The following is an 11369-nucleotide window of genomic DNA, read 5'->3' on the forward strand; positions in this document are numbered from 1 at the left end:
AAATGCTGATCCCCCGTAGGGTCAAGCACCGCAAGCAGCACCACCCGAAGCGCCGTGGTCAGGCCAAGGGCGGTACGACGGTTGCGTTCGGCGAGTACGGCATTCAGGCCCTCACGCCGGCGTACGTGACCAACCGCCAGATCGAGGCGGCCCGTATCGCGATGACCCGTCACATCAAGCGTGGCGGCAAGGTCTGGATCAACATCTACCCGGACCGCCCGCTGACCAAGAAGCCTGCCGAGACCCGCATGGGTTCCGGTAAGGGTTCGCCCGAGTGGTGGGTCGCGAACGTTCACCCGGGTCGGGTGATGTTCGAGCTGTCCTACCCGAACGAGAAGATTGCTCGTGAGGCGCTTACCCGCGCTGCTCACAAGCTTCCGATGAAGTGCCGTATCGTCCGGCGCGAGGCAGGTGAGTCGTGATGTCGGCCGGTACCAAGGCGTCCGAGCTGCGCGAGCTGGGTGACGAGGAGCTTCTCAACAAGCTTCGCGAAGCCAAGGAAGAGCTGTTCAATCTCCGCTTCCAGGCGGCGACGGGTCAGCTCGAGAACCACGGTCGGCTCAAGGCCGTCCGTAAGGACATCGCGCGGATCTACACCCTGATGCGTGAGCGCGAGCTGGGCATCGAGACGGTGGAGAGCGCCTGATGAGCGAGAACAACGTGACTGAGACCAACACTGACCGCGGATTCCGCAAGACCCGTGAGGGTCTGGTCGTCAGCGACAAGATGGACAAGACCGTCGTCGTCGCCGTCGAGGACCGTGTGAAGCACGCGCTGTACGGCAAGGTCATCCGCCGTACGAACAAGCTCAAGGCGCACGACGAGCAGAACGCTGCCGGCGTCGGCGACCGCGTCCTCCTGATGGAGACGCGTCCGCTGTCGGCGACCAAGCGCTGGCGCATCGTCGAGATCCTCGAGAAGGCCAAGTAATTCTCTGAGGCATCCCTCAGAGTTCGTTCCGCCAGGCTCGGCAGGGGCCCATCTCGTAAGAGAGAAGCCCCTGCCGGGAACCGGCAGACAATCAGGAGATAGACGTGATCCAGCAGGAGTCGCGACTTCGCGTCGCCGACAACACGGGTGCGAAGGAAATTCTCACCATTCGTGTTCTCGGTGGCTCGGGTCGCCGCTACGCGGGTATCGGTGACGTCATCGTCGCCACCGTCAAGGACGCGATCCCCGGTGGCAACGTGAAGAAGGGTGACGTCGTCAAGGCGGTCATCGTTCGCACCGTCAAGGAGCGCCGCCGTCCGGACGGCTCGTACATCCGCTTCGACGAGAACGCCGCCGTCATTCTGAAGAACGACGGCGACCCTCGCGGCACCCGTATCTTCGGCCCCGTCGGCCGTGAGCTGCGCGAGAAGAAGTTCATGAAGATCATCTCGCTCGCGCCGGAGGTGCTGTAAGCATGAAGATCAAGAAGGGCGACCTGGTCCAGGTCATCACCGGTAAGGACAAGGGCAAGCAGGGCAAGGTCATTGCCGCTTACCCGCGCGACGAGCGCGTCCTGGTCGAGGGTGTCAACCGGGTCAAGAAGCACACGAAGGCCGGCCCGACCGCCAGCGGCTCGCAGGCCGGCGGCATCGTGACCACCGAGGCCCCCGTCCACATCTCCAACGTCCAGCTGGTCGTGGAGAAGGACGGCAACAAGGTCGTCACGCGCGTCGGTTACCGCTTCGACGACGAGGGCAACAAGATCCGCGTTGCCAAGCGGACGGGTGAGGACATCTGATGACGACCACCACCACTCCGCGTCTCAAGACGAAGTACCGCGAGGAGATCGCGGCCAAGCTGCAGGAAGAGTTCTCGTACGAGAACGTCATGCAGACGCCGGGCCTCGTCAAGATCGTGGTCAACATGGGTGTCGGCGACGCCGCCCGTGACTCGAAGCTCATGGACGGTGCCGTCCGTGACCTGACCACGATCACCGGTCAGAAGCCGGCCATCACCAAGGCCCGGAAGTCCATCGCGCAGTTCAAGCTGCGCGAGGGTCAGCCGATCGGCTGCCACGTCACGCTCCGTGGCGACCGCATGTGGGAGTTCCTGGACCGCACCCTGTCGCTCGCGCTGCCGCGCATCCGCGACTTCCGTGGTCTGTCCCCCAAGCAGTTCGACGGCCGTGGCAACTACACCTTCGGTCTCACGGAGCAGGTCATGTTCCACGAGATCGACCAGGACAAGATCGACCGCGTCCGGGGTATGGACATCACCGTGGTCACCACGGCGACCAACGACGCTGAGGGCCGCGCCCTTCTCCGTCACCTCGGCTTCCCCTTCAAGGAGGCGTAAGCGAGATGGCGAAGAAGGCTCTGATTGCCAAGGCTGCTCGTAAGCCCAAGTTCGGTGTGCGTGCGTACACCCGCTGCCAGCGCTGCGGCCGCCCGCACTCCGTCTACCGCAAGTTCGGCCTGTGCCGCGTGTGCCTTCGTGAGATGGCCCACCGTGGCGAGCTGCCGGGCGTGACCAAGAGCTCCTGGTAGTCCTTTCCGGACTGCCTGGATCTCTCGGTAAGTAACGGGATGGCAGAGGCCCTCCTCCATATGGCTTAGGCTAGGAGGGTTGGGCGTCTGCCGCCCTGACCGACTTACTACGCCGTAGGTCCCCGCGCCGCACCCGTCCCGCCTCTGAGTGGGGAGAGGGATGGCGCAGATAGGAAACCCCGGCGAGAGAGGCCGAAGGCCAATTCATGACCATGACTGATCCGATCGCGGACATGCTGACTCGTCTGCGTAACGCGAACTCGGCGTACCACGACACAGTGGCTATGCCGCACAGCAAGATCAAGTCTCACATCGCGGAGATCCTCCAGCAGGAGGGCTTCATCACGGGCTGGAAGGTCGAGGACGCCGAGGTTGGCAAGAACCTCGTCCTCGAGCTGAAGTTCGGCCCGAACCGTGAGCGCTCCATCGCGGGCATCAAGCGGATCTCCAAGCCCGGTCTCCGGGTTTACGCGAAGTCCACCAACCTGCCGAAGGTGCTCGGCGGCCTGGGCGTGGCGATCATCTCCACGTCCCACGGTCTGCTCACCGGCCAGCAGGCAGGCAAGAAGGGCGTAGGTGGGGAAGTCCTCGCCTACGTCTGGTAGTCGGGAACGGAGGAATAGCTAATGTCGCGTATTGGCAAGCTCCCCATCACGGTTCCCGCCGGCGTGGACGTCACCATCGACGGCCGTACGGTCGCGGTGAAGGGCCCCAAGGGTTCCCTCTCGCACACCGTTGTCGCGCCGATCGAGATCGCTAAGGGCGAGGACGGCGTTCTGAACGTCACCCGCCCGAACGACGAGCGTCAGAACAAGGCCCTGCACGGCCTGTCCCGCACGCTGGTGGCGAACATGATCACCGGCGTGACCACGGGTTACGTGAAGAAGCTCGAAATCAGCGGTGTCGGTTACCGCGTCCTCGCGAAGGGCTCCAACCTGGAGTTCTCGCTGGGCTACAGCCACCCGATCCTGGTCGAGGCCCCCGAGGGCATCACCTTCAAGGTGGAGTCCGCGACCAAGCTTTCGGTCGAGGGCATCGACAAGCAGAAGGTCGGCGAGGTTGCGGCCAACATCCGCAAGCTGCGCAAGCCTGACCCGTACAAGGCCAAGGGCGTCAAGTACGAAGGCGAAGTCATCCGCCGCAAGGTCGGAAAGGCGGGTAAGTAAGCCATGGCATACGGTGTCAAGATTGCTAAGGGCGACGCTTACAAGCGTGCTGCCATCAAGCGTCGTCACATCCGCATCCGTAAGCACATCTCGGGTACGGCTGAGCGTCCGCGCCTGGTCGTGACGCGCTCCAACCGCCACATCGTGGCCCAGGTCATCGACGACATCAAGGGTCACACCCTTGCGTCGGCGTCGACCCTGGACACCACGATCCGCGGCGCCGAGGGCGACAAGTCGGCGCAGGCCAAGTCGGTCGGCGCCCTGGTCGCCGAGCGCGCCAAGGCTGCCGGTGTCGAGACTGTCGTGTTCGACCGTGGTGGTAACCAGTACGCCGGGCGCATCGCCGCCCTGGCGGACGCCGCCCGCGAAGCCGGACTCAAGTTCTGAGTCGGTTCCGTAGCTAGCGGAAACAGAGAGAGGTAATTCCAATGGCTGGACCCCAGCGCCGCGGTGGCGGTGCCGGTGGCGGCGAGCGGCGGGACCGGAAGGGTCGCGACGGTGGCAACGCCGCCGCCGAGAAGACCGCGTACGTTGAGCGCGTTGTCGCGATCAACCGCGTCGCCAAGGTTGTGAAGGGTGGTCGTCGCTTCAGCTTTACCGCGCTGGTCGTGGTAGGCGATGGTGACGGCACCGTGGGTGTCGGTTACGGCAAGGCCAAGGAGGTGCCGGCCGCCATCGCCAAGGGTGTTGAGGAGGCCAAGAAGCACTTCTTCAAGGTCCCCCGCATCCAGGGCACCATCCCGCACCCGATCACGGGCGAGAAGGCCGCGGGCGTCGTCCTGCTCAAGCCTGCTTCCCCCGGTACCGGCGTTATCGCCGGTGGCCCGGTGCGTGCCGTGCTCGAGTGCGCCGGCGTGCACGACATCCTGTCGAAGTCGCTCGGTTCGTCGAACGCGATCAACATCGTGCACGCGACCGTGGCGGCCCTCAAGGGTCTGCAGCGTCCCGAGGAGATCGCGGCCCGCCGTGGTCTGCCCCTCGAGGACGTCGCTCCCGCGGCTCTGCTGCGGGCGCGTGCCGGGGCTGGTGCTGCGTAATGGCACAGCTCAAGGTCACGCAGATCAAGTCGTACATCGGTAGCAAGCAGAACCACCGCGACACCCTGCGCTCCCTTGGTCTCAAGGGCATCAACACGCAGGTCGTCAAGGAGGACCGCCCCGAGTTCCGCGGAATGGTGCACACCGTCCGCCACCTCGTGACGGTTGAGGAGGTCGACTGACATGGCGGAGCAGAACCCGCTGAAGGTCCACAACCTCCGGCCCGCCCCGGGCGCCAAGACCGCCAAGACCCGTGTGGGTCGTGGTGAGGCGTCCAAGGGTAAGACCGCTGGTCGTGGTACCAAGGGCACCAAGGCCCGTTACCAGGTTCCGCAGCGCTTCGAGGGTGGCCAGATGCCCCTCCACATGCGCCTGCCGAAGCTCAAGGGCTTCCGGAACCCGTTCAAGACCGAGTTCCAGGTCGTGAACCTCGACAAGCTGAGCGCGCTGTACCCGGAGGGTGGCGAGGTCACCGTCGAGGGTCTCGTCGCCAAGGGTGCCGTTCGCAAGAACAGCCTTGTCAAGGTCCTCGGCCAGGGCGAGGTCACCGTGGCGCTGCAGGTGACGGTCGACGCCGTCTCCGGCTCCGCCAAGGAGAAGATCACCGCCGCGGGCGGTACCGTCACCGAGCTCGTCTGACTTTCTCGGACGTGTCGATGACATGAGCGATTCCCAGCCGGGGATGCCCCACAAAAGGGGCATCCCCGGTTGGTCGTTCCAAGGGGGGCACGGTCGCCGGTAAGGTGGCGTGCACTGTCTAAGCTCCGTGCGGTCTGCCCGCACGGTTTTGTTGACTGATACGTATTCGTCGATCCTCAAGACCACCACCTCTGGCGCACGCGCGCGGGGGTCGCAGGAGGCACCGTGCTCACCGCGTTCGCCCGGGCGTTCAAGACGCCCGACCTGCGCAAGAAGCTGCTCTTCACGCTCGGCATCATCGTGATCTACCGGCTGGGTACGCATGTGCCGATCCCCGGTGTCAATTACAAGAACGTCCAGACCTGCGTCGACAACGCCAGTCAGAACCAGGGTCTGTTCGGTCTCGTCAACATGATGAGCGGTGGCGCGCTGCTGCAGATCACGATCTTCGCGCTCGGCATCATGCCGTACATCACGGCGAGCATCATTCTGCAGCTGCTGACCGTGGTGATCCCGCGGCTCGAGGCCCTCAAGAAGGAGGGTCAGGCGGGCACGGCGAAGATCACGCAGTACACGCGCTATCTGACCATCGCGCTCGCGATCCTTCAGGGCACCGGCCTGGTGGCCACCGCTCGTACCGGCTCCCTCTTCCAGGGCTGCCCGGTCGCCAGCAAGATCGTGCCCGACCAGTCGATCTTCGTCACCATCACCATGGTCATCACGATGACCGCCGGTACGGCGTGTGTGATGTGGCTCGGTGAGCTGATCACCGACCGCGGCATCGGCAACGGCATGTCGATCCTGATGTTCATCTCGATCGCCGCGACCTTCCCGGCCGCCCTGTGGGCGATCAAGGAGCAGGGCTCGCTCGCCGACGGCTGGATCGAGTTCGGCACCGTCATCGCGGTGGGTCTCGTCATGGTCGGCCTGGTGGTCTTCGTCGAGCAGGCGCAGCGGCGCATTCCCGTCCAGTACGCGAAGCGCATGATCGGCCGCAGGTCCTACGGCGGTACGTCGACGTACATTCCGCTGAAGGTCAATCAGGCGGGCATCATCCCTGTGATCTTCGCCTCTTCGCTGCTCTACATTCCGGCGCTGGTTGCCCAGTTCGCGGGCGGCAACTCGGGATGGAAGCAGTGGATCGACGCAAACCTGACCAAGGGTGACCACCCGATTTACATCACCACGTACTTCGTGCTGATCGTCTTCTTCGCCTTCTTCTACGTCGCGATCTCCTTCAACCCCGAGGAAGTCGCCGACAACATGAAGAAGTATGGTGGCTTCATCCCGGGCATCCGGGCTGGCCGTCCGACCGCTGAGTACCTGAGTTACGTACTCAACCGGATCACCTGGCCGGGTTCGCTGTATCTGGGTCTGATCGCTCTTGTGCCGACGATGGCGTTGGTGGGCTTCGGGGCAAACCAGAACTTCCCCTTCGGCGGGACGAGCATCCTCATCATCGTGGGTGTGGGTCTGGAAACCGTGAAGCAGATTGAGAGCCAGCTCCAGCAGCGCAATTACGAAGGGTTCCTCCGCTGATGCGAATCGTCCTCGTCGGGCCGCCCGGTGCGGGCAAGGGAACGCAGGCCGCGTTCCTCGCCCAGAACTTGTCGATCCCGCACATCTCCACGGGCGACCTCTTCCGTGCCAACATCAGCCAGGGCACGGAGCTGGGCAAGCAGGCGAAGTCGTACATGGACGCCGGGAACCTCGTTCCCGACGAGGTGACGATCGGCATGGCGAAGGACCGCATGGCGCAGCCGGACGCCGAGAACGGCTTCCTGCTCGACGGGTTCCCGCGCAACGTGTCGCAGGCGCAGGCGCTGGACGTGGCGCTCAAGGCCGATGACGTGAAGCTCGACGCCGTCCTGGACCTGGAGGTCCCCGAGGACGAGGTCGTCAAGCGGATCGCCGGCCGGCGCATCTGCCGCAAGGACTCCAGCCACGTCTTCCACGTGACGTACTCCCAGCCGAAGCAGGAAGGCGTCTGTGACGTCTGCGGCGGCGAGCTGTACCAGCGCGAGGACGACAGCGAGGGCACCGTCCGCAAGCGCCTCGAGGTCTACCACACGCAGACCGAGCCGATCATCGACTACTACCGGACCCAGGGTCTGGTCGTCACGATCTCGGCGCTCGGCAAGGTGGACGAGGTCACCAAGCGTGCGATGGAAGCCCTGAAGGGCGACAAGTAGTCAGTACGCTGTTTCGGCCGCGGTGCCCGTGAGGGGACCGCGGCCGTACTGTTGTCTACGTACCCGGTTCGTGTGTACGTAGCCGGTTGTTGACGGATGACGGATGACGGAGAGCGGAAGCCCCATGGTGCAGATCAAGACCCCCGAGCAGATCGCGAAGATGCGTGAGGCGGGCCTTGTCGTCGCCGCCATCCACGCGGCGACCCGTGAGGCCGCGGTGCCCGGGGCCACCACCAAGGACCTGGACGACGTCGCCCGCAAGGTGATCGCCGAGCACGGTGCGAAGTCCAACTTCCTCGGCTACGGCGGCTTCCCCGCGACGATCTGCACGTCCGTCAACGAGGTCGTCGTGCACGGCATCCCCGACGACAAGACCGTCCTCAAGGACGGCGACATCATCTCCATCGACGCGGGCGCGATCATCGACGGGTGGCACGGTGACGCGGCGTACACCGCGTTCGTGGGCACCGGTCACGCTCCGGAGCTCGTCGAGCTCTCCCGCGTGACCGAGGAGTCGATGTGGGCCGGCCTCGCGGCCATGAAGCTGGGCAACCGGCTCGTCGACATCTCCCGCGCCATCGAGACGTACATCCGCCGCCAGCCGAAGCCGGGCGGCGGCAAGTACGGGATCGTCGAGGACTACGGCGGCCACGGCATCGGCACCGAGATGCACATGGACCCGCACCTTCTGAACTACGTCGAGCGCCGCCGAGGCAAGGGCCCCAAGCTGGTCCCCGGCTTCTGCCTGGCCATCGAGCCCATGGTCTCCCTGGGCACGCCGCGCACGGAGGTTCTCGAGGACGACTGGACCGTCATCACCACGGACGGCACCTGGTCCTCGCACTGGGAGCACTCCGTCGCACTGACGGAGGAGGGTCCGCTGGTCCTGACGGCTCCCGACTGCGGCAGGGCGAAGCTGGCGGAGTACGGGGTCACGGCGGCGCCGGACCCGCTTGGGGGCTGACCCCCTTGCTTAAAGATCTACGCAGTGGGGCAGACTTTCTCGATTCGTCTTTCCGAGTGCACTGACGTAGACTGACGCGTCGGCTCTCGTGCATCCGTGTGTCTGCATACGGCGTACGAAGTCGATCAAGGTAGTCGATTCGAAGGGCGAAGCGTGGCCAAGAAGCAAGGTGCCATCGAGATCGAAGGCACTGTCGTCGAGTCTCTCCCGAACGCCATGTTCAAGGTGGAGCTCCAGAACGGCCACCAGGTCCTGGCACACATCAGCGGCAAGATGCGCATGCACTACATCCGCATCCTCCCTGACGACCGGGTCGTGGTGGAGTTGTCTCCGTACGACCTGACGCGTGGCCGGATCGTCTACCGGTACAAGTAGATCTTGCCCGCACTCCGCTCCGGCGGGGTGGTGGCACTGACCCGGAGAACCTCACCCAATGAAGGTCAAGCCGAGCGTCAAGAAGATCTGCGACAAGTGCAGGGTGATCCGCCGTCACGGTCGGGTCATGGTCATCTGCGACAACCCGCGCCACAAGCAGCGCCAGGGCTGACGTACGACTGCAGTTCGCAGATTTTCGCGCGACGCAAGTAAGTAGATACGCAGGACCCGTCCCTCTTCAGTTCCTTTGGTGGTGGAGGGCGACACCCCCGGTCGGAGGCCGGGGACCCGGTACGTACCAACCCTTCTCCAGCAGAAGGCGACGGCGAACCGGGAGTGGTTCTGCTGAAGACCTCCGAAGAATCAACAGGAGCCATGAATGGCACGCGTTGAAGGCGTTGACCTCCCGCGCGAAAAGCGCATCGAGGTTGCCCTCACCTACGTGTTCGGCATCGGCCGCACGCTGGCCCAGCAGACGCTGGACGCCACCGAGGTGGACCGCAACACCCGCGTCCGCGACCTGACCGAGGAAGACCTCGTCAAGATCCGCGAGTACGTGGACGCCAACATCAAGACCGAGGGTGACCTCCGTCGCGAGATCCAGGCCGACATCCGCCGCAAGGTCGAGATCGGTTGCTACCAGGGTCTGCGTCACCGTCGTGGCCTGCCGGTCCGCGGTCAGCGCACCAGCACGAACGCCCGCACCCGCAAGGGCCCGCGTCGCGCCATCGCCGGTAAGAAGAAGCCGGGCAAGAAGTAGTCCTCGCTCAGCGGTCTATCGACAGCTGTCGCTGCAGGACCGACCACCTCCCGTAGGAGTAATAGATGCCCCCCAAGGGTCGTCAGGGCGCTGCCAAGAAGGTGCGCCGCAAGGAAAAGAAGAACGTCGCTCACGGACACGCTCACATCAAGAGCACGTTCAACAACACGATCGTGTCCATCACGGACCCGACCGGCAACGTGATCTCGTGGGCCTCCGCCGGCCACGTCGGCTTCAAGGGCTCGCGCAAGTCCACGCCGTTCGCCGCGCAGATGGCCGCCGAGTCGGCTGCCCGTCGCGCGCAGGAGCACGGCATGCGCAAGGTCGACGTCTTCGTCAAGGGCCCGGGTTCCGGTCGCGAGACCGCCATCCGTTCGCTCCAGGCGACCGGCCTTGAGGTCGGCTCGATCCAGGACGTGACGCCCACGCCGCACAACGGCTGCCGTCCGCCCAAGCGCCGCCGCGTCTGACGCACGGTTGTCTTAGGTTTCCGGGCGGTACGGCTCTTCGGAGCCGTACCGCCCGTACCCTTGTAGTACTGGTCGGGCATCAAATAGTGGGTGCCCATGACTGAAGGATTCACTTCATGCTGATCGCTCAGCGTCCCTCGTTGACCGAAGAGGTCGTCGACGAATTCCGCTCCCGGTTCGTGATCGAGCCGCTGGAGCCGGGCTTCGGCTACACCCTCGGCAACTCCCTCCGCCGCACCCTCCTCTCGTCGATCCCCGGCGCTGCTGTCACCAGCATCCGCATCGACGGTGTCCTGCACGAGTTCACCACCGTGCCGGGCGTCAAGGAGGACGTCACCGACCTCATCCTCAACATCAAGCAGCTGGTCGTCTCCTCGGAGCACGACGAGCCCGTCGTGATGTACCTGCGCAAGCAGGGCCCGGGTCTGGTCACCGCCGCCGACATCGCGCCCCCGGCCGGTGTCGAGGTGCACAACCCCGACCTCGTCCTCGCCACGCTCAACGGCAAGGGCAAGCTGGAGATGGAGCTGACCGTCGAGCGCGGTCGCGGCTACGTCTCCGCCGTGCAGAACAAGCAGGTCGGTCAGGAGATCGGGCGCATCCCGGTCGACTCGATCTACTCGCCGGTGCTCAAGGTCACGTACAAGGTCGAGGCGACCCGTGTCGAGCAGCGCACCGACTTCGACAAGCTGATCGTCGACGTCGAGACCAAGCAGGCGATGCGTCCGCGCGACGCCATGGCCTCGGCCGGTAAGACCCTGGTCGAGCTCTTCGGTCTCGCCCGTGAGCTCAACATCGACGCCGAGGGCATCGACATGGGCCCGTCCCCGACGGACGCCGCCCTTGCCGCTGATCTCGCCCTGCCGATCGAGGAGCTCGAGCTCACCGTTCGGTCGTACAACTGCCTCAAGCGCGAGGGCATCCACTCGGTGGGCGAGCTTGTCGCCCGCTCGGAGGCGGACCTGCTCGACATTCGCAACTTCGGTGCGAAGTCGATCGACGAGGTAAAGATGAAGCTCAACGGTATGGGCCTGGCCCTCAAGGACTCGCCTCCCGGGTTCGACCCGACCGCCGCCGCCGACGCCTTCGGCGCCGACGACGACGCGGACGCCGGCTTCGTCGAGACCGAGCAGTACTAGGTCTGAATTTTGGCTGCGGGACCGTTGTGGCTGGTCGCGCAGTTCCCCGCGCCCCTGCCGGTTCGCCGCCGTTGACGGGGTAGGACAGGGGGCTGCTGAACTCGTCGTCGGTGATGCCGTAGCCGCCGATGTAGGGGATGCCCGCGACTT

21 protein-coding genes and 1 pseudogene are annotated in these 11369 nt (G+C 64.9%); 21 read left to right on the forward strand and 1 reads right to left on the reverse strand.

The features are described 5' to 3' along the window. Nucleotides 1-2: 2 nt before the first annotated feature. The 21 genes from rplP to ACWDVB_RS15525 all read left to right on the forward strand — a co-directional run bounded on the left by rplP (nucleotide 3) and on the right by ACWDVB_RS15525 (nucleotide 11219). Entirely contained in the window at nucleotides 3-422 is a 420-nt protein-coding gene (gene rplP, locus ACWDVB_RS15425; protein ID WP_030782563.1) for a 50S ribosomal protein L16, read from the forward strand. Continuing rightward, nucleotides 422-646: a 50S ribosomal protein L29 gene (gene rpmC / locus ACWDVB_RS15430; protein ID WP_005481220.1), complete on the forward strand. Its 225-nt coding sequence runs from the start codon at nucleotides 422-424 to the stop codon at nucleotides 644-646. Before rplP ends, rpmC begins: the two co-directional genes overlap by 1 nt. Continuing rightward, the gene (gene rpsQ, locus ACWDVB_RS15435; protein WP_451515045.1) at nucleotides 646-930 is read left to right on the forward strand and encodes a 30S ribosomal protein S17; all 285 of its coding nucleotides are present in this window, start codon (nucleotides 646-648) and stop codon (nucleotides 928-930) included. The genes rpmC and rpsQ overlap by 1 nt, the downstream gene beginning before the upstream one ends. A 104-nt stretch (nucleotides 931-1034) precedes the next feature. Then, a complete protein-coding gene (gene rplN / locus ACWDVB_RS15440) occupies nucleotides 1035-1403 on the forward strand; it encodes a 50S ribosomal protein L14 (RefSeq protein ID WP_003974257.1) in 369 nt (122 codons plus the stop codon). Between the two features lie 2 nt (nucleotides 1404-1405). Beyond that, a complete protein-coding gene (gene rplX / locus ACWDVB_RS15445) occupies nucleotides 1406-1729 on the forward strand; it encodes a 50S ribosomal protein L24 (protein WP_361716664.1) in 324 nt (107 codons plus the stop codon). After that, the gene (gene rplE, locus ACWDVB_RS15450; RefSeq protein WP_135332558.1) at nucleotides 1729-2286 is read left to right on the forward strand and encodes a 50S ribosomal protein L5; all 558 of its coding nucleotides are present in this window, start codon (nucleotides 1729-1731) and stop codon (nucleotides 2284-2286) included. The genes rplX and rplE overlap by 1 nt, the downstream gene beginning before the upstream one ends. A 5-nt stretch (nucleotides 2287-2291) precedes the next feature. Next, nucleotides 2292-2477: a type Z 30S ribosomal protein S14 gene (locus ACWDVB_RS15455; RefSeq protein ID WP_003956452.1), complete on the forward strand. Its 186-nt coding sequence runs from the start codon at nucleotides 2292-2294 to the stop codon at nucleotides 2475-2477. A gap of 206 nt (nucleotides 2478-2683) precedes the next feature. Further along, the gene (rpsH, locus tag ACWDVB_RS15460; protein WP_018528360.1) at nucleotides 2684-3082 is read left to right on the forward strand and encodes a 30S ribosomal protein S8; all 399 of its coding nucleotides are present in this window, start codon (nucleotides 2684-2686) and stop codon (nucleotides 3080-3082) included. Between the two features lie 21 nt (nucleotides 3083-3103). Further along, nucleotides 3104-3643 (forward strand): 50S ribosomal protein L6, encoded by a 540-nt coding sequence (rplF, locus tag ACWDVB_RS15465; RefSeq protein ID WP_451515044.1) that lies wholly within the window; start codon nucleotides 3104-3106, stop codon nucleotides 3641-3643. A gap of 3 nt (nucleotides 3644-3646) precedes the next feature. Further along, a complete protein-coding gene (gene rplR, locus ACWDVB_RS15470; protein ID WP_398300201.1) occupies nucleotides 3647-4030 on the forward strand; it encodes a 50S ribosomal protein L18 in 384 nt (127 codons plus the stop codon). A gap of 41 nt (nucleotides 4031-4071) precedes the next feature. After that, on the forward strand, nucleotides 4072-4680 hold the full coding sequence (rpsE, locus tag ACWDVB_RS15475) for a 30S ribosomal protein S5 (RefSeq protein ID WP_127912612.1): 609 nt from the start codon (nucleotides 4072-4074) through the stop codon (nucleotides 4678-4680). Next, nucleotides 4680-4862, forward strand: coding sequence for a 50S ribosomal protein L30 (rpmD, locus tag ACWDVB_RS15480; RefSeq protein WP_447037975.1), 183 nt, complete (start codon nucleotides 4680-4682; stop codon nucleotides 4860-4862). The genes rpsE and rpmD overlap by 1 nt, the downstream gene beginning before the upstream one ends. Nucleotide 4863: 1 nt before the next feature. Continuing rightward, on the forward strand, nucleotides 4864-5319 hold the full coding sequence (gene rplO / locus ACWDVB_RS15485) for a 50S ribosomal protein L15 (protein ID WP_451515043.1): 456 nt from the start codon (nucleotides 4864-4866) through the stop codon (nucleotides 5317-5319). Nucleotides 5320-5544: 225 nt separating this feature from the next. Continuing rightward, the gene (secY, locus tag ACWDVB_RS15490; protein ID WP_451515042.1) at nucleotides 5545-6858 is read left to right on the forward strand and encodes a preprotein translocase subunit SecY; all 1314 of its coding nucleotides are present in this window, start codon (nucleotides 5545-5547) and stop codon (nucleotides 6856-6858) included. After that, nucleotides 6858-7511, forward strand: coding sequence for an adenylate kinase (locus ACWDVB_RS15495; RefSeq protein WP_451515041.1), 654 nt, complete (start codon nucleotides 6858-6860; stop codon nucleotides 7509-7511). Before secY ends, ACWDVB_RS15495 begins: the two co-directional genes overlap by 1 nt. A gap of 124 nt (nucleotides 7512-7635) precedes the next feature. Continuing rightward, the gene (gene map / locus ACWDVB_RS15500) at nucleotides 7636-8475 is read left to right on the forward strand and encodes a type I methionyl aminopeptidase (protein ID WP_451515215.1); all 840 of its coding nucleotides are present in this window, start codon (nucleotides 7636-7638) and stop codon (nucleotides 8473-8475) included. Between the two features lie 153 nt (nucleotides 8476-8628). Then, nucleotides 8629-8850, forward strand: coding sequence for a translation initiation factor IF-1 (infA, locus tag ACWDVB_RS15505; protein WP_003948620.1), 222 nt, complete (start codon nucleotides 8629-8631; stop codon nucleotides 8848-8850). Between the two features lie 58 nt (nucleotides 8851-8908). Then, nucleotides 8909-9022, forward strand: a complete 114-nt coding sequence (gene rpmJ, locus ACWDVB_RS15510) for a 50S ribosomal protein L36 (RefSeq protein WP_003974245.1) — start codon at nucleotides 8909-8911, stop codon at nucleotides 9020-9022. Between the two features lie 207 nt (nucleotides 9023-9229). Continuing rightward, nucleotides 9230-9610: a 30S ribosomal protein S13 gene (gene rpsM / locus ACWDVB_RS15515; protein ID WP_030782528.1), complete on the forward strand. Its 381-nt coding sequence runs from the start codon at nucleotides 9230-9232 to the stop codon at nucleotides 9608-9610. Between the two features lie 65 nt (nucleotides 9611-9675). Beyond that, nucleotides 9676-10080: a 30S ribosomal protein S11 gene (rpsK, locus tag ACWDVB_RS15520; RefSeq protein WP_003948617.1), complete on the forward strand. Its 405-nt coding sequence runs from the start codon at nucleotides 9676-9678 to the stop codon at nucleotides 10078-10080. 116 nt (nucleotides 10081-10196) lie between these two features. After that, nucleotides 10197-11219: a DNA-directed RNA polymerase subunit alpha gene (locus ACWDVB_RS15525; RefSeq protein ID WP_016645160.1), complete on the forward strand. Its 1023-nt coding sequence runs from the start codon at nucleotides 10197-10199 to the stop codon at nucleotides 11217-11219. On the opposite strand, the pseudogene ACWDVB_RS15530 reads toward ACWDVB_RS15525, so the two are convergent. Further along, nucleotides 11212-11369 (reverse strand): annotated as a pseudogene (locus ACWDVB_RS15530) (ABC transporter substrate-binding protein); the annotation flags it as partial. The gene ACWDVB_RS15525 and the pseudogene ACWDVB_RS15530 overlap by 8 nt on opposite strands.

Source organism: Streptomyces sp. NPDC003379, from assembly GCF_053589195.1.

Bases quoted from the DNA above. Each gene is read 5' to 3' on its own strand.
- rplE (WP_135332558.1), top strand. From the start codon at position 1,729: ATGACGACCACCACCACTCCGCGTCTCAAGACGAAGTACCGCGAGGAG.
- rplP (WP_030782563.1), top strand. From the start codon at position 3: ATGCTGATCCCCCGTAGGGTCAAGCACCGCAAGCAGCACCACCCGAAG.
- map (WP_451515215.1), top strand. From the start codon at position 7,636: ATGGTGCAGATCAAGACCCCCGAGCAGATCGCGAAGATGCGTGAGGCG.
- rpsE (WP_127912612.1), top strand. From the start codon at position 4,072: ATGGCTGGACCCCAGCGCCGCGGTGGCGGTGCCGGTGGCGGCGAGCGG.
- ACWDVB_RS15525 (WP_016645160.1), top strand. From the start codon at position 10,197: ATGCTGATCGCTCAGCGTCCCTCGTTGACCGAAGAGGTCGTCGACGAA.
- rpsH (WP_018528360.1), top strand. From the start codon at position 2,684: ATGACCATGACTGATCCGATCGCGGACATGCTGACTCGTCTGCGTAAC.
- rpmJ (WP_003974245.1), top strand. From the start codon at position 8,909: ATGAAGGTCAAGCCGAGCGTCAAGAAGATCTGCGACAAGTGCAGGGTG.
- rplR (WP_398300201.1), top strand. From the start codon at position 3,647: ATGGCATACGGTGTCAAGATTGCTAAGGGCGACGCTTACAAGCGTGCT.
- rplO (WP_451515043.1), top strand. From the start codon at position 4,864: ATGGCGGAGCAGAACCCGCTGAAGGTCCACAACCTCCGGCCCGCCCCG.
- rplX (WP_361716664.1), top strand. From the start codon at position 1,406: ATGAAGATCAAGAAGGGCGACCTGGTCCAGGTCATCACCGGTAAGGAC.
- rpmD (WP_447037975.1), top strand. From the start codon at position 4,680: ATGGCACAGCTCAAGGTCACGCAGATCAAGTCGTACATCGGTAGCAAG.
- ACWDVB_RS15495 (WP_451515041.1), top strand. From the start codon at position 6,858: ATGCGAATCGTCCTCGTCGGGCCGCCCGGTGCGGGCAAGGGAACGCAG.
- rplF (WP_451515044.1), top strand. From the start codon at position 3,104: ATGTCGCGTATTGGCAAGCTCCCCATCACGGTTCCCGCCGGCGTGGAC.
- rpsQ (WP_451515045.1), top strand. From the start codon at position 646: ATGAGCGAGAACAACGTGACTGAGACCAACACTGACCGCGGATTCCGC.
- ACWDVB_RS15455 (WP_003956452.1), top strand. From the start codon at position 2,292: ATGGCGAAGAAGGCTCTGATTGCCAAGGCTGCTCGTAAGCCCAAGTTC.
- rpsK (WP_003948617.1), top strand. From the start codon at position 9,676: ATGCCCCCCAAGGGTCGTCAGGGCGCTGCCAAGAAGGTGCGCCGCAAG.
- rpsM (WP_030782528.1), top strand. From the start codon at position 9,230: ATGGCACGCGTTGAAGGCGTTGACCTCCCGCGCGAAAAGCGCATCGAG.
- rpmC (WP_005481220.1), top strand. From the start codon at position 422: ATGTCGGCCGGTACCAAGGCGTCCGAGCTGCGCGAGCTGGGTGACGAG.